This is a genomic window from Legionella sp. MW5194 (assembly GCF_016864235.1).
In the GTDB taxonomy this organism is placed as follows: domain Bacteria; phylum Pseudomonadota; class Gammaproteobacteria; order Legionellales; family Legionellaceae; genus Legionella_C.
In genome coordinates this window covers 751,103-773,224 of record NZ_CP045732.1, presented here as the reverse complement: position 1 = coordinate 773,224, position 22,122 = coordinate 751,103, and the positions used below count along the sequence as shown (strand labels likewise).

The window sequence follows — 22,122 nt, the reverse complement described above, 5'->3', positions numbered from 1 at the left end:
CGTCAAGCCTGGCTTTTCTGAGTAGGCCCTGCCTTCTCGTCCTCTCTGTCGGAATACATCACTACCCGGTTTCTACCGCGGCTTTTTGCCAGGTATAACGCCTTATCGGCTGCTTCAATCAATTGCGGCGGGGTTTTCCCATTGTCAGGGTACATGGCCACGCCAATAGATACCGTAATATGTCCAACCTGCTGCGCACCGTATTTAGGTCTTACCGTAGCCACATGATTACGCAGCGCTTCGGCACGCTCAAGCGCCGCTTCCTCGTCAATGTCATACAGCATGACAATGAATTCCTCCCCTCCAAAGCGTGCGGCAACATCGCCCAAACGAATGTCTTCGTATAAAATTTGACCCAGTTCTTTTAAGACCGAATCGCCGGCATCATGACCGTAGGTGTCATTGATTTTTTTAAAGTGATCAAGATCAAGCATCAACACGGCAAACGACGATTTACTGCGTTCAGCCTGGTGCAGCTGTTTGAATAAAAAGTCTTCAAGGTACCGGCGATTGTACAAACCGGTAAGCGGGTCGCGAATGGATTGATAGCGTAAATTTTCCCTTAAACGAACATTCGCCAAAGCAAGTGCAGTCAGTTCCGCGAACGCCGTAATCAACAGCCTTTGGTTTTCATCCGCCAGCGGCGCAATACCAGGTGATACCTCCATGTACAGCAACCCGTAAATGTCATTTTGTGCCATCAGCGGCACACAGAGCACGCGGGAAGGGTTGTCGACAGCCTTAATGTGGGTACACATCAAATCATGCAGGGATGAACTGCCCTGATGGATACGTCCCAAACGGATTGCCCAGCATTGATCAGGCGTAAACGTCACTTCATGCGTGGCAGGATTTCCCCAGTTGCAGGCTTTCTCCAGATAGTTTTTTGACGGATGCATGATGAAAAGATAACCGCCTGAAAAAGTCAGCAGGCGCTCGGCGTATTTGGCCATTACCACGCTTAATTCTTCCTCGGTATTGCAGGCAAGCATGATGTCGCTCATTTCCACCAGCAGGGTAATCTGCTGGTTCTTATCCTGCAATTCCTTCATTCCTGCGGCTAATTGTTCATACGAGCGCTGCAATTCCGTGTGTTCCTGCACCCGTTTGGTGATGTTTCGGATGCTGTGCACCACCCCATTAATTTCATTATCCTCGTCCTGAATTAAACTGGAACTCATTTCATAAATGTTTTTCTCAGCGCCATTCATAAATTCCGCATTAGTCAGGCCTTCATTGCCATGGAGTGATTGCTTCCACTGTTCAGCCATAACCGATTTTTGTTCAGGGACGTCACTCAACGCCTCCTCGAGCGACATGTGCAGGGTTAAGGGTTTATCAAAAAGACGTTTAAACTCACGTTGATAGGCTTCATTAAATATAATCAAACGCTCCTCTTTGTCATAGGCAGCAATCATGTCGCTCGCGCTTTCAATGATTTTTTTCAGGCGCAGGCGAATGTGGTGATTGTGGTCTTCCGTTTGCTTGCGCGTCAGAAGCTCAATATTAGCCAGAATGAAAGCCACAATTAAAGACAACATGCTCAATAGACTGCCGCAAATAAGAATGAAACTGGTGATATTGGCATTTTCCAGAACGGTGGCATTTCTTTCCCGCAGCAAAATTGATTCCACCGCCTTGATTTCCTGGCCCATGCTTTTTACGCGGTTGGAAAAATCCTGGCTTTGATTCATCAGACTAACGGCAAATGGCGTGGTCATGCCTTCCCCGGTTTTGAGCTGCATGACCTGATTCAAAAGAGTCAATCGCTCATCAATCAAATGGATATACTGCTTCACCCGCTGATTTTGCTCCGCGTTATCCTTAGTCAACCTGTCCAGTTTGTTTAATTCGGCAGTCAGTGTCGTTTTGATGACATCGATGTCGGCTAAAAGCTGGGATGCTCCGGTTAACAAATAAGCCCTCTGGCGCGATTCCGCATCCACCATGCCGTACAGGGTGGACTCCACGCTTTGAATGACTCGGTGGGTATGATTAACCCATTGACTGTCAGTGATTAAGTTATTAACCTGCCTGTAGGACGTAATGCTGATAAACAACAAAACAGCGACTGACAGAATGAAGATGGCATTGAGAACGCCTCGATTCAGCCGTGAATTTTTTAACAACGAGACGGCAAAGGTCGAATATGTGCTTGAATTCTGGTTCATCCCTGATTCTTCGAATTCAATGATCCTTAAAAAAGTATAGCTGAATTATAAAGAGTCACTTTGGTTAAAATTAATGATCATCATCCCTGCGATCATTCCTTTTTAAAGTGCTTGGCTATACTGTTCATGAAAAGTCAATTCATGAATAAGCAGGGAGACTCTCATGAGAAACGAGCACCATGTCGTACCCAATACCAAAGGCGGTTGGGATATAAAAAAAACCAATGTTCAGGCAAGCCTTGGCCATTATTCAACTAAAAAAGAAGCGGTAAATCAGGCAAGAATCATGAGCCGAAGCGCCCAGTCTGAACTGGTGATTCATAACAAAAACGGGCAAATAGCCGTTAAAGACAGCCACGGGCACGATCCACGCTCCTCTAAAGGATAAGGATTTAACTGCTCCGGGTTATAATCAAGAGGGCATTCATGAAAAAACTGCTGGTTGTTTCACTGGTGGCGCTCAGCCTTTGCGGCTTGACTTATTTAAGTCTGCCACTGCTGGGATTTAACATTGCCCCGGGAGAACTGGTTGGCAGCTCCCTTTCTTTTTTAAAAGCAAGCCCTGAAGCGCTTGACTCAAAAGCCCAGATTGCGATTAAGCCCTACGTTAAACACCTAGAGAATCCACGTTTTATGCACGTCACCAGCACCGGCGATTTACTGGTTAGCGAACCCTTTAAAGGCCGTGTGCTTCTAATCCCTTATCAACATCCACAACAGCGGCGGGTTTTGATTGAAGGCCTGCAAAAACCCCACAGCATGGATGTCCGGGACGGTTACCTGTACGTGGCTGAAGAAAACGCCATTGGACGCATTGCCTTTCAGGAAGGCAATGCAACTACCGTTGGGAGATATAAGCGACTCATTACCGGCTTACCTTCCGGCAGCGGCCACTGGACGCGCACGATTCGATTTGGACCTGATGGGTACGCGTATGTCTCGATCGGTTCCTCCTGCAATGCCTGCCTCGAAAAAAATCCGCTGCGCGCCACCATCAGCCGTTTTAAGCCCGGCGAGCCGCAACTGAGCATTTATGCGCGCGGTCTGCGTAATTCCGTGGGTTTTGACTGGTCACCTGAGGATGGCAAACTGTATGCCACCGAAAATGGGCGCGATTTATTAGGCGATCATTTTCCCCCCGAAGAACTTAATGTCATTTTAGAAAATCAATTTTATGGCTGGCCCTATGCCAACGGCAACCGCGTGCCCGATCCGGATTACGGTAAGGGGCATGAGCAACAGATTAAACAGTCCCTCCCCCCGGTGTTTGAATTGAGCGCACACCAGGCGCCTTTAGGCCTGACTTTCATTAAAAACCGGCAATCACCCTGGTACGGCAAAGCCTTAGTCGCCTTGCATGGCTCCTGGAACAGCTCGATGAAAGTCGGTTATAAAGTGGTGATGCTTACCCTGAAAGAAGGACACATCAGCGTAGAAGATTTCATAACCGGCTTTTTAAAGGATGGAAAAGTCATGGGCAGGCCAGTCCATGTGGTGGAAGGTAAAACAGGGGAGCTTTACCTGTCAGATGACCACAATGGCATTATTTATCTCATTCAAGCCATGAAATAGCAGCGTGTAAACGAAATAAACGGACAATTATTCATCCACTTGGAAAATAGCTATACTAAGAAAAGCAGAATGGCTTCATGATGAGGCCAGCCACAATAGAGATAACTATGAAAACGGATTTGAACTGGTTCCACACAGGCCCCCTGCCTGACAATCTATTAACAGGCCGCTATGATCTGAAACTCGTTATTTTATCCTATGTCATTGCTGTTTTAGCTTCTTACGTTGCCCTTGATTTTGTGGGCCGGCTGCGCGCGGAAAAATCACCACAATATAAAATTTACTGGATAACAGGCGGTGCCTTTGCCATGGGCGCTGGCATCTGGTCCATGCACTTTATTGGCATGCTGGCTTTTATCATGGCGATGCCCATGAGTTACGAACTGATATGGACCATTTCATCCATGCTGGTTGCCATCGCCGCATCGGCTTTTGCCCTGTATATCCTAAAGGATCAAAAACGCCCCTTCGCCGACGTGGCCAAAGGTGGTGTGCTCATTGGCTTGGCCATTGCCACCATGCACTACATGGGCATGGAGGGCATGAAAACCCATGTCAATATTCAATACCTTCCCGGTTTATTTACCCTCTCCATTCTGATTGCCCTTTTTGCCTCGGAAGCGGCCTTGTGGCTAACCATTGAAAGCACAAAGCGAACCGGAAGACAGCAGTTGCTGTTTAAAACAGGCAGCGCGCTGGTCATGGGTATCGCCATTTGCGGCATGCATTACACAGGGATGGCCGCCGCTCTCTTTACTCCCTTGGGCGGCATGGACATGGAGCACGCCACCACCATCCACCCCACCTGGATGGCACTCTTTATTGCCGGAGTGACCAGTTTAATCATTGCACTGGCACTCACTGTCTCCACCTATTACCGAAAAATGCTCAATGCCATACAAAATGAGAAGGAATTTCTAAATGCCATGCTCAATAATCTGGATGACGGCATCATCGCCTGCGATGCGCAAGGACGGATTACGGTTTTTAACCAGGCCCTGCACAAATTTGTCGGCGAAATGAAAAACCCGCAGGTGATGGAACAAGTTGACTATTTTGAACTGTATGAATTAAACAAGGAGACGCCGCTTGCAGCGGAAGACACGCCACTTTGTCAGGCGCTGCGAGGAAAACGCATCCATGGCAAGGAACTTGTGCTTCGATTCAAAAATGGCATCACCCGCAATGTGGTTATCGACGGACAACCCATTATCCGGGAAGACGGCTATGCCTTGGGCGCAGTGATTGCCATCCACGACATTACCGAACTGAAACAGACTGAAAAAATCAAAAGCGAATTTGTCTCCGTGGTCAGCCATGAATTAAGAACGCCACTGACGTCCATTTTAGGTTCACTGGGTTTAATCATGGGCGGGACTGTGGGAGAGTTTTCAGATAAGGCTAGAAAACTGCTGGACATCGCCAATAAAAACTGCGAGCGCTTATTGCTGCTGATTAACGACATCCTTGACATGGAGAAAATCGAAAGCGGCAAAATGGAGTTTGACATCCAATCCGTCGAATTGAACAAACTCGTCAACGAAGCCATCATCGCCAACAAAGCCTATGGCGAGAAATACGGCGTTGACATTGAACTGAAAGACGGCTTGCCAGATACCTATGTTCAGGCCGATCCCCACCGTCTCATGCAGGTGCTGGCCAATTTAATTTCCAATGCCGTTAAATTTTCCAACCAGGGCGGTAAAGTGTCCATTTCCTTATCCACCCACGGCGAGCAGGTCCGGGTTTCAGTGGCTGACCAGGGCACAGGCATCCCGCTTGAATTCCAGCCCCGGATTTTTCAGAAATTTTCTCAGGCTGATTCCTCCTCCACACGCGGAAAAAGCGGTACCGGCTTAGGTTTGAGTATCAGTAAAATCATTATTGAGAAGCTTGGGGGCAGCATCAGCTTCAGCAGTCAGCCGGGTGAGGGCACGACCTTCTATTTCGAATTGCCAAGCAGTGCTTACATGCCGGCAGGAGAAATCAGTACGTCTGCCACCGATGAGAAACGGTTTTTAATCTGCGAAGATGATCTGGATCAGGCGAAATATCTAAGCCTGCTTATGGAGGCTTCCGGTTGGCAATGCGATATCGCCGGTTCTGTGGGTGAGGCCAAAGTGCTGCTCGAAAAACACAATTATGAGGCCATTCTGCTTGATTTAATCCTGCCAGACCAGGATGGCATTACGTTTATCCGTGAATTGCGCAATTCGCCGAAAACCCATGATTTACCCATCATTGTCCTCTCCATCATCGCCGAAACAGGCCAGGCAATCATTAATGGCGATGCACTCTCCGTCATTGACTGGCTGGAAAAACCCATCAATTTTGGCAAGTTAACGCAGGCCATTTCGCGCATTCACCATCCGCAATCAAACAGTCTGCCCGTGGTTTTACACATTGAGGACGATGCCGATACCCAGAAAATCATTCACGAAGTCTTAAGTAAAACGGTCAATCTCATCACCGTCGATACCCTTAAAAAAGCCAAGGCCCAATTGCTGCAAACCAAAGTGGATGCGGTGATTCTTGATCTTCTCCTGCCCGATGGCAATGGCAGTTCACTGCTGCCGTTACTTGCTCAGCGCCAGATTCCGGTTATCGTCTATTCAGCGACCGAACTGGATAAGGATTTCTCGCGCTATGTGATCGATGCACTGGTGAAATCAAAAATCACCAACAATGAACTGTTGACTAAAATTAAGAATCTGTTTCCTGAACCCTTAAAGGAAGATCACTATGTCCAACAAAACTCTTAATACCATTCTTTATGCCGAGGACGAGTCGGACATTAGGGAAATCGCGCAAATCGCGCTGGAAGATTTAGGCGGCTTTGAGGTGATTTATTGCACGAACGGCTTTGAGGTCCTTAAAGCAGCCAAGGAAACAGCTCCCGATTTATTGCTTCTCGACGTGATGATGCCTGGCATGGATGGCCCAACGGCTTTAAGCGAACTGCGTAAAATGCCAGGTTATGTGCAAATCCCAGCGATCTTCATGACCGCAAAAATTCAAAGCGAAGAAATACAACACTACATGGCCATGGGCGCGTTGGAAGTGATCTCCAAACCCTTTGATCCGATGACATTGGCCAATAAGATTAAATCGGCCTGGGAAAGACAGGCATGAAAGAGGATGTACAGCATAAGTTAAACGCGTTATTTGCAACGTATCGCCAAAGCCTGCCCGGTAAAATTGAGAAACTGCGGGAGGAATGGACCGCTTTGCTGAAAGACTGGGATAAAGCACGTCTGATTGATTTTCATCGCAATGTTCACAGCCTGTGCGGCTCAGCTGGCACCTATGGCTACACCGAATTGGGCAAAGCCGCCCGATCGCTTGAAGTGTATTTAAAATCCCTGCTGGAGCGCCATGATCCTCTATCGTTGCACGAACAACGCGAGATAGAACAATTACTGAAATACCTGGAATTGATCCTGGCTGACTGTATCGCTGAAGCCCCTTCCCCGGGTGCGGTGAACGTTGCAAAAAAGCCTCAGGAATTACTGATGTATTTATTGAGCAATAGCGATTCTCTCGCTCAAGAATTAAAAAAAAATCTGGAGGAATCCGATTTAAAATTACTCAAAATCACTCAGGCAGCGTCGCTCAAGGACATGATTGAAAAAAAGATCCCAGCGGCCATCCTCATTGATCTGGATTCGCTGAAAGAGAAAGAGACCGAATTCCTAAGCGATTTCTTAAGCCAATTTAAACGGTCGATTCCCTTGTTTTGCTTAGCGGGTCAAGGGGATATCCTAACCCGGCTTAAAGCCATCCGTCTTGGCAGCACGGATTTTTATCAAAAACCCCTTGATCCTTTTCTGCTGGCTAAAAAATTAATTCAAATCACCATCGGCCAACCGCGGGAGCCTTACCGCATCCTCATCATTGATGATTCGAGCTCGGTGGCGGAATACTATGCCCTGATTTTAAAAGAAGCCGGCATGGAGGCGCGCTTTATTACCAATCCGCTGGCCCTCATTGAATCCATTGAAGATTTTCAACCGGATTTGCTGCTTATGGATATCTACATGCCGGAATGCACCGGCCTTGAACTGGCCGTCCTGCTGCGTCAGGAACCGCAATACACTGGCATTCCCATTGTTTTTCTCTCCAGCGAAGGCGATCGCGTCAAACAATTGTCCGCATTGAATCTTGGCGGTGATGATTTCCTGTTAAAACCGGTGGAGCCTCAGGATTTGATTCATGTCCTGACGTCCCGTGCCAAACGGGCCCGGGTACTGGGATCACTCATGGTCAAAGACAGCTTTACCGGTCTGTATAACCACACCAACATTATCCAGCGTCTTGAAAATGAAGTGTCGCGCGCGCAGCGTAATAAAATGCCCCTGTCGTTTGCCATGCTGGACATCGATCATTTTAAATTAATCAACGATAATTTCGGCCACCCGATAGGCGATCAGGTCATCCGTAAAATTGCTATCCTGCTGCAGAATTCCTTTCGGCGCTCAGACATCATCGGCCGTTATGGTGGTGAAGAGTTTGCAATCGTCCTGCCTGAAGTGCAGCAGGCACATGCCATTCGCATCTGCGACAATTTTCGTCACCAGGTGTCCCAGTTGCAATTTGAAGCCAACAATCACCACTTCGTGGTCACGCTCAGCGTGGGCATCGCCTGCTGCCCGCCGGTCAGGGACGTTCAACCCTTGATTAATGCCGCGGATAAAGCGTTGTATATCGCCAAACACAATGGCAGAAACCAGGTTGTTGCCTTTAATGAATCGCTGGATTCGCTCTAACGCCGTAGCGGTATCCCAGACCTTTAAATGGTTTTATCAATTTTCTGGGTGTTTTTTAAGCTGCTTTCCTTTATTTTGCCCACAAGCGCCACCAGCTTCTTATTTTCCGCCTCGGATAACAGATCCTGACTCTGTAATTGGCTGTAATTGATTTCTGCTTCTTCCAGTTTGTCCATCACCTGTTTGTCGGGTGTTTCTTTTTTCGCTTCATTCGCTATTTGCGTCAACATGCCCTCACAATGATTATACCGGATCTTGTCCTTTAATTTTTTAACCTCAGGTAAGGATTCATCCTGATGTTTTAACCATTGTAGCGCCAGATCCTTATAATTTTCCAACAAGTTGTATTGCTGTTGTTGTTTGGCAATAATTAATAAATTTGAATAGATTTTCACTAATTCCAGGGAGTATTCCGCTGAAAAAAAGGTGCCTAACAGCCTAGCCGCAGCCTTGTAATAAATCTTGGCAGTCGCTTTCTGGTCATTTTGATAAAGGCGGCTGGCAACCTCCTTGTAACTCATGGCCAAATCAAGCAATTCCTCTTTAACAACGTCCTGTTTATGGGCTGGCATTAATTCCATGGCACTCAATAAGGCTTTCTCACAATCGCTTAAGGCTTCCTCCTGCAGAACGGCGCTGGTTTTGGATAAACGAATTCGTCGTACAGGTTGTTGGCTGCTTTTTTCATGTGCGGCAATCGCAAAATGCTCTCTGGCCAGGGCCAGCTGTTCCAGTGCGAGTTGAGTATTGATGTCATCCAGGCCGGCCTCAAGCGTTAATCGGTCGATATCGGTTTTGACCTGCGATAAAGCCGCCATGTACATTTTTTTGGTTTGGGGCAGGGCATTTTTTATTTTTTCTTTCTCCAGGCGGTACTCCGATTGCAGGGTCTGCTCATGCCATCCCATGGGATTTTGCACCAACACCTCATAGGGTTTTAATGCCCCAGGTATATTTCCGCCGCTTTTAACCAATGCCGTAATAAACGATTCTGCTCTTAAAACACCGCTTCGAATTCCTATTCCCAGGCGAAAATCCGGTTTGATGTGTGCATCACCCATGGGTAACGCAATGAAGGGCAAGGCACTGGTTTGCAGATAGACTTCATTCACCTTGTCCGGATCGACAACAAACGCGCTGAATTTCAGAGGATCGTCTTCGACGTGGAACTTAAGCGCATGGCCTGTCTTGAATTCGATTAACGCCGACAACCACTCCTTCTGTTTGGATTGGGAAATCGAATTAAACTGCGGCGGGGTTTCATAATAAAGATAAAAAAGCACCGACTCGTCAGTGGTGTAGCGGCGTTGACTGAGTTCCGGCTCAACAAATTCAGGCCATTTAAATTCACTGCGCAAACGCTGCAACCCCAATGCACGTTGCAAAGGGTCCCTTTGGGTGTCTGCAACCATGCGTACGGCATTGGTGGCATCCATGGTCACATAGGCAACAAAATGATTTTTCCTGGGATTATCACCCACCGTTGAAACCGTGAATCTGGTCCCAGGCGGCAGCTGGCTATTGACCGCAGAAATCAGTTTGCGTCTTGCTCCCGTGCAATCAAACGCGTAATCACACGTCAGGTGCTGGCCATTATTAAGCAGTAAATTCCCCTGCGGGCTCATGCCGGTCAGAGAGGCTTTGACAAACTGGATGGGGTAATGCTTTGCCTCCTTGAGCAAAGCCGCTTCCAGCCGGCTGATAAAGATGGAACTGTCACTGTCATCACTGGCTTTCAGTACCTCATTACCGAGTTTGATGTGCCGTTCAATCAAGTCCAGCACATTCTTTGCCACAATACCCGGCCGATTGTAATCATTGAGTTTCGGTTCAATGATGATGATTTTAAATTCACTCAATTGACTGCCTAAGACTTGACTCAACCGGATGGCCAGATACAAACCGATGGGACCGCCGCCTACAATAGCAATTGTTTTCATTTTTGCAACAAAATAATCGAAACATGATCTAATTGTAATTAAAAATTATTATGTGATTATTAACAGAACAAAATCGCGCAGACGCCCGCAGGGCCGCGACAGCGTCTATAGTTATAAAAAGGACTTTTGCAGGCTCATCATGGAAAAAAAGGGTGTCCATATCGGTACGTCAGGCTGGAGCTATCCTGGCTGGATAGGGATTTTCTACCCTGAAAAAATCAAGCCCGATCAGGTTTTGCCGTGTTATACCCAGACATTTGCTTCCGTTGAACTGAATAACAGCTTTTATCAGGTTCCCAAAGAAAAAAATGTCAGGAAATGGGTGGCCATGACACCGCCCGGCTTTATTTTTTCCTGCAAAGCCAACCGTTACATCACTCACATCAAGCGTTTACGTGACATTACTGAAAGTACCGTTAACCTGCTCCAGGCATTCAGTCATTTTGAGGAAAAACTGGGGGCCATACTTTTCCAGTTTCCACCCTATTGGCCTGTCAATATCCCGGTACTTAAGGCTTTTGTTGAAAGTCTACCCAAGCAATACCTGTACACTTTTGAGTTTCGTCATAAAAGCTGGTTTTGTGACCCACTTTACGAATTACTGCACCAGCATGACTTGAGCCTGTGTTTTTATGATTTTAAAACTTACCAGTCGCCGGAGTTGGTGACCGGATCCTTTATCTACATTCGCATGCACGGCCCTAACCCTTCGGCTTATCAGGGTTCTTACGACAACGAGACGCTCAAACGATATGCCAGCAAGATCACAGCCTGGCACGACGAGGGAAAACCGGTATTCTGTTATTTTGATAATGATGAAAAATGTTGTGCCCCCAACGACGCCTTTCGCCTTAGAACGTTACTCCATTCAATTGCCTAGCGGTGCTTCATCGATCCTCCTGGAAAAGAAGTGTAGATTTTTTTACCTAACCCCTTTACATTAAAACAAGGGATGATCTAAAAGGACTGATGATGATTTCGATGACTGTTTATTGGCAATGTTTTAAAGACTTAGTCAACCAACTCCCCCAGGTCAAAACCAATCCAGAGTATACACGGCAAATTCAAATCGCCAGAAATTTAATTCGCATCGGGCTTCAGATTGAAACCCAGGGGATTACCGAAATTAAGGAAGTGGCTAATCACCTGCATCACGAGGCGGTGAAATTTAACAACAAAATCGCATTTAAGACAGACGAAGCGGATTATGAATTTCATTTACCGAAAATAACCAGCCGGGAAAGCTTAATTTTTGCCATTGTCTACTACCAGCATCTGAAAAATTACCGTGACGTTCAGTATGAAGGCTCGATTTGGATGCTTCGCTCATTTGTCGTTAAATCCGTCGAGGACAAGAAAAAATCGACGGCTTGCCAAGCCTTAGCGCTTCTGGATGAGATTAAACCCTATTGCGTACAGAATGGCATTCCTCTCATCCATGAGCAGTTAGACAGGGGCGACACAGAAAGTCCGAAGGATTACATTGCCCGCCTGGTTAAGCTGTTCGCTTCCGTTCCTGCCCCGCAAGAAAAAGAAAGACTCCCCATTGAACCTATTTTACCTATTGAACCCATTGTGTCCATTGAACCCATTGTGCCCAAGCCTCTATTGATCCTTCCTAAAGACAGCTCAGGACTTGAAGCCTGCAACAAGCTTGAAAAAAAACTCACCGTTTTTGCGTCCCAGCGCTCCGAAATTCAGGCAAAGATCGCCTCATTCGACCAAAAATTAAATCAGTTCAACGCAGCCAGTAAACATTATTACTCCTGCCGAAGCCGCTGGGAACAACTCTCCTGGTTTACCCAATGCTATTACTGGATAAAATCCTGTTTTTTTGCTGTTGAACTCATCGAATCACTTAAAGACTCCGCCCTGCAATACGAAAGCGCCGAAAAAGCCCTGCATCATGAAATCAATGACGACGAACTCAAGCAAATTACCATCAGCCAAAACGAGGCGTTGTCCTCAGCCAGGGATTGGGAACGATACCGCCATCAATTGCAATACCACCTTCAGGAGGTACAGAAAAATTATGAAACAACCCACGAGCGACTTCAAAAGGTTAAATTAACCCAACAGGAACAAAAGAATCAGGCACTGCTCCAGCAATTGCGCGATTTGCAGGAGGAAAAGCAACGCCTTAAGGACCAATACCATGAGCTACTGGCTCAACAGGCGATTCAAACGCCGACCACACAGGAGGAAACGGCAGATACCAGACAACGCTTCTCAGAAGAAGCATCAGAGACAAGCAGTGATGAGGACCTCAACGAATTGCACACCAGCAGCCCCCAGGCGGATGAACCCGGGTACTATGGCTTTTTTAAAAGCTACCTGCCAAGCAATGCCACGATAAGCCACATTACGGTGGCCTTGGGTGCCATTGCTACCCAGCAGTTGATGACTTAATGACGCTTGGGCGTGAATCAGTTCACGCCCGCCTGGCTTAAGGCTTGAAAGGGTGGCCATTGACCATCAATTGCTCATTTTCCAACTTGAAGGTTAACACGTAATCGTCCCCTTCCTGTTTTAAAATACCCCGGCTGAGGTAATCCTTAAGCAGTTGATCCGCCTGCTGTTCAACATCCAGCTGCTCATTGGCAGGGACTGGATTCGCCGACTCTAACGTCAGGGCCTGCTCCCTTGAAGCCGCAGGCGTGGACGGTGGCACATGCTGCTTCAGTGATTGCATTAACAAGGCTTTGACAACCTTCACCGGCGCTCGGAATTGCCCTTCACCGTGCACTTTTTTCATGAATGTTGCATCGTCTTTGGGATGAACCTCAGGGAAAATCACTTTAAAATGACCAAGCACTTTGCCCTCAGGCAGGGTTAAATCAAGCGCCGACAGTTCGATAACAGGCCCTTTGGCGAGCAAGTCAGGCAATGCCATCATCACAGCCATCATCGCCCTGTCCGGGTTGCTTTGCGCTGCGGAATTCCACAGCTGCTGATTGATTTTCGCAAATGCGGCCATGTCCACCCTGCGAATGCTCAATTTCATCGTGGCCGGGCCATAGGTCTGGTTGTTTGCAAACAGCTTTTGCAGGGATAATTGCCAATCAAACCGCAGGCTGTCATCCTCCACCTGATTGGTGACGGTCAAATCAAAGCGCTTCAGATCAAACCACTTCTGCCCAGGGGTACTAAAGGTCAGGGAAGGGAGGAAAAGCCGGGTTTTCCCCACCCACAGCCACTCCTGATAGCGTGTTGATTCCGTCTCACTGACGATTTTCTGCAGTGTTAACTTAAAATCCTTTGAGTCAATGGTTAAACCACCCGCGTTAAGATGACTTTCAAACCCATTTAAATGCGGTGACAAACCCAGCCACAGGCGGAGTCCTTGCCAATCGAACTGAAAGCCGCCCAGGGAAGGATTGATTTCCGTGTACAGCGTCATCGCAGGCAAGGTATAGGTCATGATGGTTTTGTTCAGGTAACTGATCAGCGCGCCATAGTGGGTGGCGGGGCGAGTTGTTACCTGCGCTGTTCCAAAACGAAGGCCCGTCTCAGTGACAATGACAGGGCCATGCTGAATCAACAAAGGAAATCCCAGTCGAATCGTCACAGGCGGCCCCATCGTCGTCTGCCCATCCGCTTCGGTGACAGTCTGGGGTGGAATATGAAGCTTGAAGTGCAACAGAGCATGCGATGAAAACCAGCCGCGATGGTATTTTTCCAGTGAAATGGTAAAGACAGGGCTGTCAGGCAGGGCGTTGATGTTCTGGCTTAATGTACGCATGGCCATCCATCCCATCACGTAATAAGCCCCCAAAACCATTATCGTCAGCACGATAAGAAAACCAGTCCATTTTTTCATGCGGTACTTAATTGGATTTCCTTGGTATATTATTTGGCTGCGATCGCGCATTTTGCAAATTAAAACGCAAACTGTGTTTAAAAGGTGAGGATAGTCTTTCCAATCTGCATCAAAAAAAACTGACTGTGTTTCTATTGACCGTTCAGCGTGAGAACAATATAGTGATTAGACGTTGACTGACCGATAGCACAGGAAGAATCGAATGAAGCTGTACCGCTCCCTTTCAGAAACAATGGCCGTCTTGCAACGCAAACCCAAGGAAGTAATTGCCATCATTAGTTTAAACGGCCAGGCTTATTTTGTTTTTCGCAGTAATCCATCTCCGGAGGTTGCCACGATCAAACAGGCAAGAGCCAAGGTAGCACTCAGCAGCGCATTGTCAGGCCAGATCTCCAAAGAGAAGGAGAGGGAAAAAACACAACGCCTTTATCAGTTCATGCTGGCAAATAACGAAACGGCGGTATTTCCAGAGTCCAATCACGCAGAAGAAAATCTGATTCGCGGTTTCCCTGACGTGCTAAGCCAATTTAAAACCGCGTTTCCCGAACAAAAAATCATTAACATCACCGTTTTCCTCTCGCACGCCCCCTGTGCCGAAGAGGGTGAAAAGAAACACAGTGACGCATGCCGTATTAATGGTTTTTTCCTTCCAGCCGGCTGCAATAAAAAATTGTCAGTGTTCTTTGAAAAAGGCCATTACAAGGCACTGGATGCACCGTTGTTTGTAAACACCAAATTTAAAGTGCAATACCTTTATCGGTTTAACCACACCGTGCAAGAGCAAGCGCCGTTTATTCAACAGGCTGATCCGCTTCTTCACAGCGTATTGGCACAAAAAATGGAAAAGTGCGGGCAGTGACGTTTCATCTTTTTATACTATGCTTAAATAAGTCAGACAATTTGGATTAACAGTATGAAAAAGACACTCGAACGCTCTAAAAATCGCTTAAATAAAACCAAAAAAATGGCTGAAAAAGACCTTCAAAAAGTTTCTGGCGGCTCCGGAAAATGGGATTGGAGAGAAGATCAGCGAAGCAAAGAGGAAAATGACTACAACAATGCCCATTTTAAAGATTAGTCGCATCCGCTTCACACCCATTGAACCGCCCTCTTCCCGGGAAGAGGGTTATTCATAACGCTTTTATCCTGCTTAAAAGAAAGCTACTCTGGATGGTCATGGATTAGATCATGGGGTCACAGTATGCAGAAATGGATGAGCTATTGGATAATCCTGCTGCTAATCAGCGGGTTCAGTAGCAGGGCAGCAGCCGTTAAAGACAGGATGACTGAACAGGTCAAAGCCTACGTGGAGTCGACCTGGGATGTCCTGGTCAGGGATACGAATCAATTGGACTGGTCACATGCAGATGACAAATTGAACTCAACTCAGACTATCCTCTATGTTTCTCGCCGGGAAAACCTGCAACACATTAAAAACCGTGTTGCCGGCACATCCAAATCAGCGAAGAAGCCTGTGATCATTCGGACTCTGCCTGAAGATGTAAGCCATATCCAGGAGCATGGACTGCTTTATTTACCCCACCCTTATGTTGTACCCGGCGGTCGATTTAATGAAATGTATGGCTGGGACAGCTATTTTATTCAACTGGGATTACTTGAAAGCGGCAGACTACAATTGGCCAGATGCATGGTGGACAACCTGATATATGAAATTAATCATTACGGTACCATCCTCAATGCGAATCGCACGTATTATTTACAACGATCCCAACCCCCTTTATTAACAGGAATGATCCTGGCTTATTACCGCCGAACTCACGATAAGCAATGGTTAGAAAACACTCTTCCTGCGATCAATACCTTTTATCAATTCTGGGTAAGTCCACCGCATTTGAATGCCGAAACCGGGTTGTCGCGTTATTACGCTCAGGGTGAAGGGCCTGCTCCTGAAGAATCGGAGACCTATTATCAGAACGTGTTACGCTATTTTAAAACCCATAACATTCGTGATTATGACAAGTCCCTGTATTACGACGCCAACCGTGGGACATTAACGCCGGCCTTTTATCTAGCCGATAGGACAGTACGGGAGTCAGGATTGGATATCTCGAATAAATATGGGCCTTTTGGCGCAGCCATCGTTGATTATATCCCCGTTGATTTAAATGTTTTTCTTTATCAAATGGAAAAAGAAACGGGTGAAATTTATACCCTTTTGAACCGTTCCAAATCCGCTTCAGTCTGGCAGAAACGGGCGAGCCAACGTGCCGCACGCATCAATCAATACTTATGGGATAATCAACGCGGTTTTTACTTTGATTACAATCACAAAACCAAACAATTACGGCCATACCTGTTTGCTACCACGCTTTATCCATTGTGGGCAGGCCTGGCGACCAAGGAACAAGCCAAGGCAGTGGTAAGAAACCTGCCTCTTTTAATGGGTAAAGGCGGGCTCTTGGCCAGCCCTTATAAACAGGGAGTGCAGTGGGATGCTCCCTTTGGCTGGGCTCCCATGCACTATTTTGCCGTGGAGGGATTAAAACGGTATGGGTACCGCTCAGAAGCGCTGGATTTAGCCCAACGATTTGTCAATACGGTGAACAAGGGATTTGCAAAAACGCAGGCCGTTTTTGAAAAATACGACGTGTTGGATGAAAGCATCCATACATCCGGAAAAATCCATTACAGCTACACCAGCAATGAAGTTGGTTTTGGCTGGACCAATGGCGTGTATTTGTTATTTCTTAATGAGTTGGACGCCGCTTAAAATCCAGCGGCGCCTGCAAGGCTGTCTGAAAATGCCTTTTCCGCTAATTCCACAGCCAGATAACGCCATTGAGGTAAGCGGCAAACACGAGCCAGACCAGATAAGGCATTAACAAGACAGCAAGGGTCCTTTTTTCAGGATACAGACGATAAATGATTATCCCCGTCAGACTGGCAATCAGGATAATCCACAGCAGACTAAACCCCGTCCAATGCCACTGAAAAAAGAAAGGCGTCCAGCTCCAATTCATGAGCAGTTGTAACACATAAAGGTAAAACAACAGCCTGACACGAGGCTCTTTTCTATTCGTCCACAAGACCCAGCCGACGATGGCAAGCAGCAGATACAACAGGCTCCAGACTGTGGAAAACACCCAGGGCGGAGGCGTTAAACTGGACTTCTCCAAGTGTTCATACCAGGGGAAGATGTTGGCTTTGGTTAACAGGCCCAAAAGAAATCCCATGCCCTGAAGGGCAATAATCCAGAGAATGAGTTGAACCCCTTTTTTTATTTTCAACGCTTTCTCCTGTTAAACGTTTTACTATGGCCTATTATCCTGCTTAAACAGGCGGAAGGAATAAAAAAACCACACCACAGCAAGCAGACCATTAAAGATGAAAAGGGTATGCAGCGGAAAAAACTGATCAATTACTCCGGCACATACCCCGCCAAGGAAAAAGCCCAAAAACTGATAGCTGTTAAATAGTCCAAGCACCGTTCCGCGGGTAGCAGGGGAACAGTGGTTAGAAATAAAAGCGTACAAATTGCTTTCAATAAAATTAAAGGCTGTAAAATACAACGTAAATAAAAAAATGAGCGTGTGAATTCCCGGCTTAAAACCCATGCTGAACTGAATGACACTGTAGGTCGCAATGGTTACGAGGAATAACGGTTTGGCTAGCCGGTATGTTTCAGAAAGCCGGATGAGGGGGACAATCAAAACAAAGCTTAAGCTCAACGAAGGCGCATAAAAATAAAGTGCACTGCTTAACTCACCTCGTTGGACCAAGTGTTTTAATACAATAGGAACGGCATAAAACGTCGAGCACACCAGCAGGTGCTGAATCAAAATACTGTGGTTAAGAACCGATAATTTTTTATCCTTAAGCAAGCCCCTTATCGAAGCGCGCTCAATACTCGGAGTCAGGTTTCTGCCCGGATTGGGTATGACATACTGATTAATCACAAGCCCTGTCAATGACAACCCTGCCAGAATGTAAAATAAAACCGACAGACCGAAATAATCCACGAGAACCGGTGAGATAACCATACACACCATGAACAGGATAGCAATCATGATGCCCAGGAAAACAAACGCTTTTAACCGGACTGATTCAGGCGTCAAATCCACCAGCAACGCACTTAAAACAGCTGATATGGCCCCCAACCCCTGAACAATGCGTGCCAGGATTAGCGTGTAGACGGAGCCCGCCATAATGCCCAACACACTGCCCAGCAAGTAGCAGGACAAACCGATGTTGATTAATTTTTTTCTGCCGAATTTATCCGACCACGCACCAAAAGGGATTTGAAGAATGGCTTGCGTCAAGCCGAATATGCCTATCGCCACACCCACTAGAAAGGGGGTGGCGTGGGGAATGTGTTCAATGGACGCAGAAAAAATAGGGGTAAACAAAAGCACACCCATAATCCTTACGAGGTAAAGATAGGTAATCGGGAAGACTATGCCTGTCCATATGTTAGTCATACAGTATCCGCTTGAAGTTGCCCTAACTGCGCGTTTAAGCGTTTAACTTTAAGAAGCGTCTTATTGATTGTCAATTTAAATCGATGGCCCCTTAAGATTCGGCCTGCGATTATTTAATATCGTGTGTTGGAAACAAGTGTTTAATCTGTGTTTTTGCAGCAACGGATTGGAGAAACTGATACGATTAGCAAAAAGAGAAGGATAGCGAATTGAATAACCGGGTTATTAAACCGCAGGATAACAGAAAGCATGGATTAAAAACCATCGATATTCTTATTGTGGAAGATAATCCAGAAGTCAAGGAAGCCATGGTCTGGTTTATCGAGTTACAGGGATACACTGTCTGTTGTGCTGATAACGGCCGCCATGCCTTGACCCTGTTAAAAAATGAACTATGCCCCTCCCTGATTCTTCTGGATTTAATGATGCCTGAGATGGATGGTTTTGCATTTCGCGACGTTCAGGCTCAATGGCCTTACTTAGCGGCCATTCCTACGATTGTGACCTCGGCAAACGGTAGAATAGAACGCATGGAACAGAGAGAAAATGAATTTTTTATGAAAAAGCCAATTGATACGCACATTCTGTTGTCTCTATTGCAAAAATATTTAAGATCAGCCAGTTGATCTGCAATTGCCTGTAAGGATGCCCATGAATTCCATTGAAACACCCTGCCCTTTAACCTATACCAGTCAAGCCTTCATTGATTCAGGTATTCCTGTCGTCGGCAAACTGCCCTGGGGGACGCATTTTTGTGAGTTTTTTGATACGTTCGACGATTTAACCGATATTCTTACCCCGTATTTTAAGACAGGGCTCGATAACAATGACCTGTGCATCTGGATCAATCATGATGAAATTAATTCTGTCCGCACCGCGTTGCTAAACACTATCCCCAACATGGCGGAACATTTAGCCCAGGGGCGAATGCTCTTTTTTGAACGGGAAATCTGCTTTAAAAATGCCTGTGCAGAGACAGCAGCCCCGCTTCTGGCTAATCTTCTTGAGCTCGAAAAGCGGGCCCTGGAACAAGGCTTCAGGGGCCTTCGCATTGCCGGGGGGCCTACTAACTTCTCCAGTCAACGTGCAAAAAATGATTTTTTATGTTTTGAAAATCAGGTCTGCGCCGCTTTTCATCATCGTCAAATCATTGCCTTGTGCTGTTACAAAACGGGGGAGTGTGATTCAAAAGGAATCTTTGATGTGATCAAAAGTCATCAATTTGCCTTGCTCCTGCAGGACGGGCAATGGGAAATGGTGGAAAATGCCACCATTAAATTACTAAAAGAAGAATTGCACAAGCAGAATGAATCCCTGGAAATGCGGGTTAGAGAAAGGACAAACGCGTTGGAAGAGGCATTAAAAAGCCGTGATCATTTCCTTTCAATTGCCTCCCATGAATTGAAAACCCCCATTACCGCCTTAAGACTGTATGTTGATGGCCTGGTGCTGAAAGATAAGGCTTACATTAGGGAACATGTCGATGAATTCATGCAGTTTATACACAAAATAAAAGAGCAGAGTTTCTGTCTTGAAACCTTAATCAATAAACTGCTCGATATCACCACCGTACTGAATCAACAGTGCCTGCCCATCGAACCGCAGTATTTCAATTTATCCCTTTTAATGGAGACCGTGGTTGAGCGGTATACGAAAAAATGGGAGCAGGCGGGGTGTGAAATCAATGCCCGTATCCATCCTGAAATTTATGGCGCTTGGGATCCTGTGCGGATTGAACAAATCCTTGTGAATTTAATAACCAATTCCATTAAATACGCACCCGGTTCGCCCATCATGATTGCACTGACGAAGGATCAGTGGGGAGCGACACTTGAAATCAGGGATGAGGGACAGGGTATAGCCAAAAGCAAACAGAAACAAATCTTTGATCGCTACGTCCAACTGGGCTCAAAAAAATCACAAGGGGGGTTAGGTCTCGGTTTATGGATAGTCAGGCAAATCGTTTTGGCGCATCATGGTGAAATCTCCTTGCAGAGTGCTCTGGGAAAGGGATGTCACTTCCGTATCCATTTACCTTTTTCCCAACACTCCTCTCACCGGGGAGGCCGCTTAAACAGCCCTGATCCGTGACTGCTTAAAATTTACCTGCAATTGGCTTGTTCGCTGTTTTTTCTGAAGCAGCATCATTAATTCTTTTCTTTGCTGCCTCAAAGAGTTTCTCCGCGGCTTTATGGGAATCCGTTTTAAGGTTAAAGCTGTGCGTGAATTTGCCTTGTGCCTTATCCAGAATGGCCATTTCGGGCGATTTTAAGAAGCGGGTTATAATGTCAACAAGCGCCTCTTCTGTCTCGGCCTCAGCCAGTTCATCTTTAAGTCCGTTAAGAATAGCTCTTTTCAAGGCATCGCCCTTTATACCCTTGTATTGATTTTTAAAGCGATCATGAGAAGCATCGTTCACACTGACTTCATGGAAAAAATGGAGCCTGTTTTTTCTGCTGCCAGAACGGTATTCCTCCACGGCCCTGGTCGAATTTTTAAGATAAAGTTCATGGGCGATACTGTCAGGTAGCGCAATCTTTCCCTGATGATGGAGCATTAGCAGTGCTTGAGGATGATTAGAAAGTGCCTCGCCCTGGTGTTTTTTGTACCAATTTTCAACTTCCTGGCGCCATGCTGTGTTTTCAGAAGGAAAGTAATGATTATGAACATAGTTATAAACATATAACCATTGATCCCTTCCATACACTTTCTTTTCTTCATTGTAATCATTAGGACGAAATCCTTCATCCAAATCAATGGCCTTAATGCCCTCCGCTGTGGAGAACAGGTTTTGCGGGCTGGTATGCCAGTTGTGATCGGCCAAATCAGGATGATGATAACCCAGCTCATTTAATTTTTTGAGACCAAGAACAACAAACTTCTCATATTGAGCTAGCGCGATGTCTCTCGGTAAATTCTTCCTTAATAGCTGCGGCATATTAAAAACCACATGGTTTTTGTCTTTAATGTTCCAAAGGCCTAAGACAAAATACTCTTCAATGCCCTGTTCCTTCAGCAAAAATTTATGCTCGAGGATAGTCAGGTTTTTTTGAATTTCCTTCCCGTTGTAGCGTTTATCCTCTAATTCTTTAAACGCTTTCGTGTCTGTTTTCTTAAATACCCTACCAAAACTCCCCGCACCCAGGAGTTCAGTATTACTGTGCGTTTCCCCTTTCTGGCTACCCCAGAGGTGGACAAAATCAACCGCCTCCCCGCCGTCATAACGGACTGCATAAACGTGTTTATTGTAGCGAAAAATCCTAAACGACTTATCCTCACCTCCCAGATAATGAGGGCTTATATCAACTCCGGAGGTGACGTCTTTAACTGACGAGGGCATAACATTCGACTGCAAGTAAATCTGTTTAAATTTTAGCAAATAAGTTCAGTTAATTAAAGGGGGCGCCATTTTTC

Annotated in this window: 18 protein-coding genes; 12 read left to right on the top strand and 6 right to left on the bottom strand. The window is 46.3% G+C overall.

The annotated features are described in order from the left end of the window. Positions 1-2: 2 nt before the first annotated feature. Positions 3-2,171: a diguanylate cyclase gene (locus GH742_RS03660; RefSeq protein ID WP_203456142.1), complete on the bottom strand. Its 2,169-nt coding sequence runs from the start codon at positions 2,169-2,171 to the stop codon at positions 3-5. A 163-nt stretch (positions 2,172-2,334) separates the two neighbouring features. Between GH742_RS03660 and GH742_RS03655 the strand changes: the two genes are divergently transcribed. The 5 genes from GH742_RS03655 to GH742_RS03635 all read left to right on the top strand — a co-directional run bounded on the left by GH742_RS03655 (position 2,335) and on the right by GH742_RS03635 (position 8,509). After that, positions 2,335-2,559 (top strand): DUF2188 domain-containing protein, encoded by a 225-nt coding sequence (locus GH742_RS03655; RefSeq protein WP_203456141.1) that lies wholly within the window; start codon positions 2,335-2,337, stop codon positions 2,557-2,559. Positions 2,560-2,597: 38 nt separating this feature from the next. Beyond that, positions 2,598-3,743, top strand: a complete 1,146-nt coding sequence (locus GH742_RS03650; protein WP_203456140.1) for a sorbosone dehydrogenase family protein — start codon at positions 2,598-2,600, stop codon at positions 3,741-3,743. A gap of 107 nt (positions 3,744-3,850) precedes the next feature. Further along, positions 3,851-6,505: an MHYT domain-containing protein gene (locus tag GH742_RS03645; protein ID WP_203456139.1), complete on the top strand. Its 2,655-nt coding sequence runs from the start codon at positions 3,851-3,853 to the stop codon at positions 6,503-6,505. Then, on the top strand, positions 6,486-6,875 hold the full coding sequence (locus tag GH742_RS03640; RefSeq protein ID WP_203456138.1) for a response regulator: 390 nt from the start codon (positions 6,486-6,488) through the stop codon (positions 6,873-6,875). The genes GH742_RS03645 and GH742_RS03640 overlap by 20 nt, the downstream gene beginning before the upstream one ends. Beyond that, positions 6,872-8,509 (top strand): diguanylate cyclase, encoded by a 1,638-nt coding sequence (locus GH742_RS03635; RefSeq protein ID WP_203456137.1) that lies wholly within the window; start codon positions 6,872-6,874, stop codon positions 8,507-8,509. The genes GH742_RS03640 and GH742_RS03635 overlap by 4 nt, the downstream gene beginning before the upstream one ends. Positions 8,510-8,532: 23 nt before the next feature. On the opposite strand, the gene GH742_RS03630 is transcribed toward GH742_RS03635, so the two are convergent. After that, the gene (locus GH742_RS03630; RefSeq protein WP_203456136.1) at positions 8,533-10,449 is read right to left on the bottom strand and encodes an NAD(P)/FAD-dependent oxidoreductase; all 1,917 of its coding nucleotides are present in this window, start codon (positions 10,447-10,449) and stop codon (positions 8,533-8,535) included. Between the two features lie 139 nt (positions 10,450-10,588). Between GH742_RS03630 and GH742_RS03625 the strand changes: the two genes are divergently transcribed. Together GH742_RS03625 and GH742_RS03620 are read left to right on the top strand one after the other, a co-directional pair. Then, a complete protein-coding gene (locus GH742_RS03625) occupies positions 10,589-11,329 on the top strand; it encodes a DUF72 domain-containing protein (RefSeq protein ID WP_203456135.1) in 741 nt (246 codons plus the stop codon). A gap of 89 nt (positions 11,330-11,418) precedes the next feature. Then, the gene (locus tag GH742_RS03620) at positions 11,419-12,858 is read left to right on the top strand and encodes a hypothetical protein (protein ID WP_203456134.1); all 1,440 of its coding nucleotides are present in this window, start codon (positions 11,419-11,421) and stop codon (positions 12,856-12,858) included. 37 nt (positions 12,859-12,895) lie between these two features. Here the strand turns inward: GH742_RS03620 and GH742_RS03615 are convergent, their stop codons facing one another. Continuing rightward, positions 12,896-14,269 (bottom strand): YdgA family protein, encoded by a 1,374-nt coding sequence (locus GH742_RS03615; protein WP_203456133.1) that lies wholly within the window; start codon positions 14,267-14,269, stop codon positions 12,896-12,898. 202 nt (positions 14,270-14,471) lie between these two features. Between GH742_RS03615 and GH742_RS03610 the strand changes: the two genes are divergently transcribed. The 3 genes from GH742_RS03610 to GH742_RS03600 all read left to right on the top strand — a co-directional run bounded on the left by GH742_RS03610 (position 14,472) and on the right by GH742_RS03600 (position 17,000). Continuing rightward, complete coding sequence (locus GH742_RS03610) at positions 14,472-15,128, top strand: hypothetical protein (protein ID WP_203456132.1); 657 nt, start codon at positions 14,472-14,474, stop codon at positions 15,126-15,128. A 54-nt stretch (positions 15,129-15,182) separates the two neighbouring features. Beyond that, positions 15,183-15,347, top strand: coding sequence for a hypothetical protein (locus GH742_RS03605; RefSeq protein WP_203456131.1), 165 nt, complete (start codon positions 15,183-15,185; stop codon positions 15,345-15,347). Positions 15,348-15,470: 123 nt separating this feature from the next. Then, a complete protein-coding gene (locus GH742_RS03600; protein ID WP_370569517.1) occupies positions 15,471-17,000 on the top strand; it encodes a trehalase family glycosidase in 1,530 nt (509 codons plus the stop codon). 43 nt (positions 17,001-17,043) lie between these two features. Here the strand turns inward: GH742_RS03600 and GH742_RS03595 are convergent, their stop codons facing one another. Both GH742_RS03595 and GH742_RS03590 read right to left on the bottom strand, forming a co-directional pair. Further along, positions 17,044-17,517: a TspO/MBR family protein gene (locus GH742_RS03595; RefSeq protein ID WP_203456130.1), complete on the bottom strand. Its 474-nt coding sequence runs from the start codon at positions 17,515-17,517 to the stop codon at positions 17,044-17,046. 24 nt (positions 17,518-17,541) lie between these two features. Then, positions 17,542-18,708, bottom strand: a complete 1,167-nt coding sequence (locus tag GH742_RS03590; RefSeq protein WP_203456129.1) for an MFS transporter — start codon at positions 18,706-18,708, stop codon at positions 17,542-17,544. Positions 18,709-18,917: 209 nt separating this feature from the next. Between GH742_RS03590 and GH742_RS03585 the strand changes: the two genes are divergently transcribed. Next, positions 18,918-19,334, top strand: coding sequence for a response regulator (locus GH742_RS03585; RefSeq protein WP_203456128.1), 417 nt, complete (start codon positions 18,918-18,920; stop codon positions 19,332-19,334). Between the two features lie 25 nt (positions 19,335-19,359). Further along, entirely contained in the window at positions 19,360-20,799 is a 1,440-nt protein-coding gene (locus tag GH742_RS03580; protein WP_203456127.1) for an ATP-binding protein, read from the top strand. A gap of 4 nt (positions 20,800-20,803) precedes the next feature. Here GH742_RS03580 and GH742_RS03575 read toward each other — a convergent pair whose 3' ends face one another. Beyond that, positions 20,804-22,048: a hypothetical protein gene (locus GH742_RS03575; RefSeq protein ID WP_203456126.1), complete on the bottom strand. Its 1,245-nt coding sequence runs from the start codon at positions 22,046-22,048 to the stop codon at positions 20,804-20,806. Positions 22,049-22,122 lie beyond the last annotated feature (74 nt).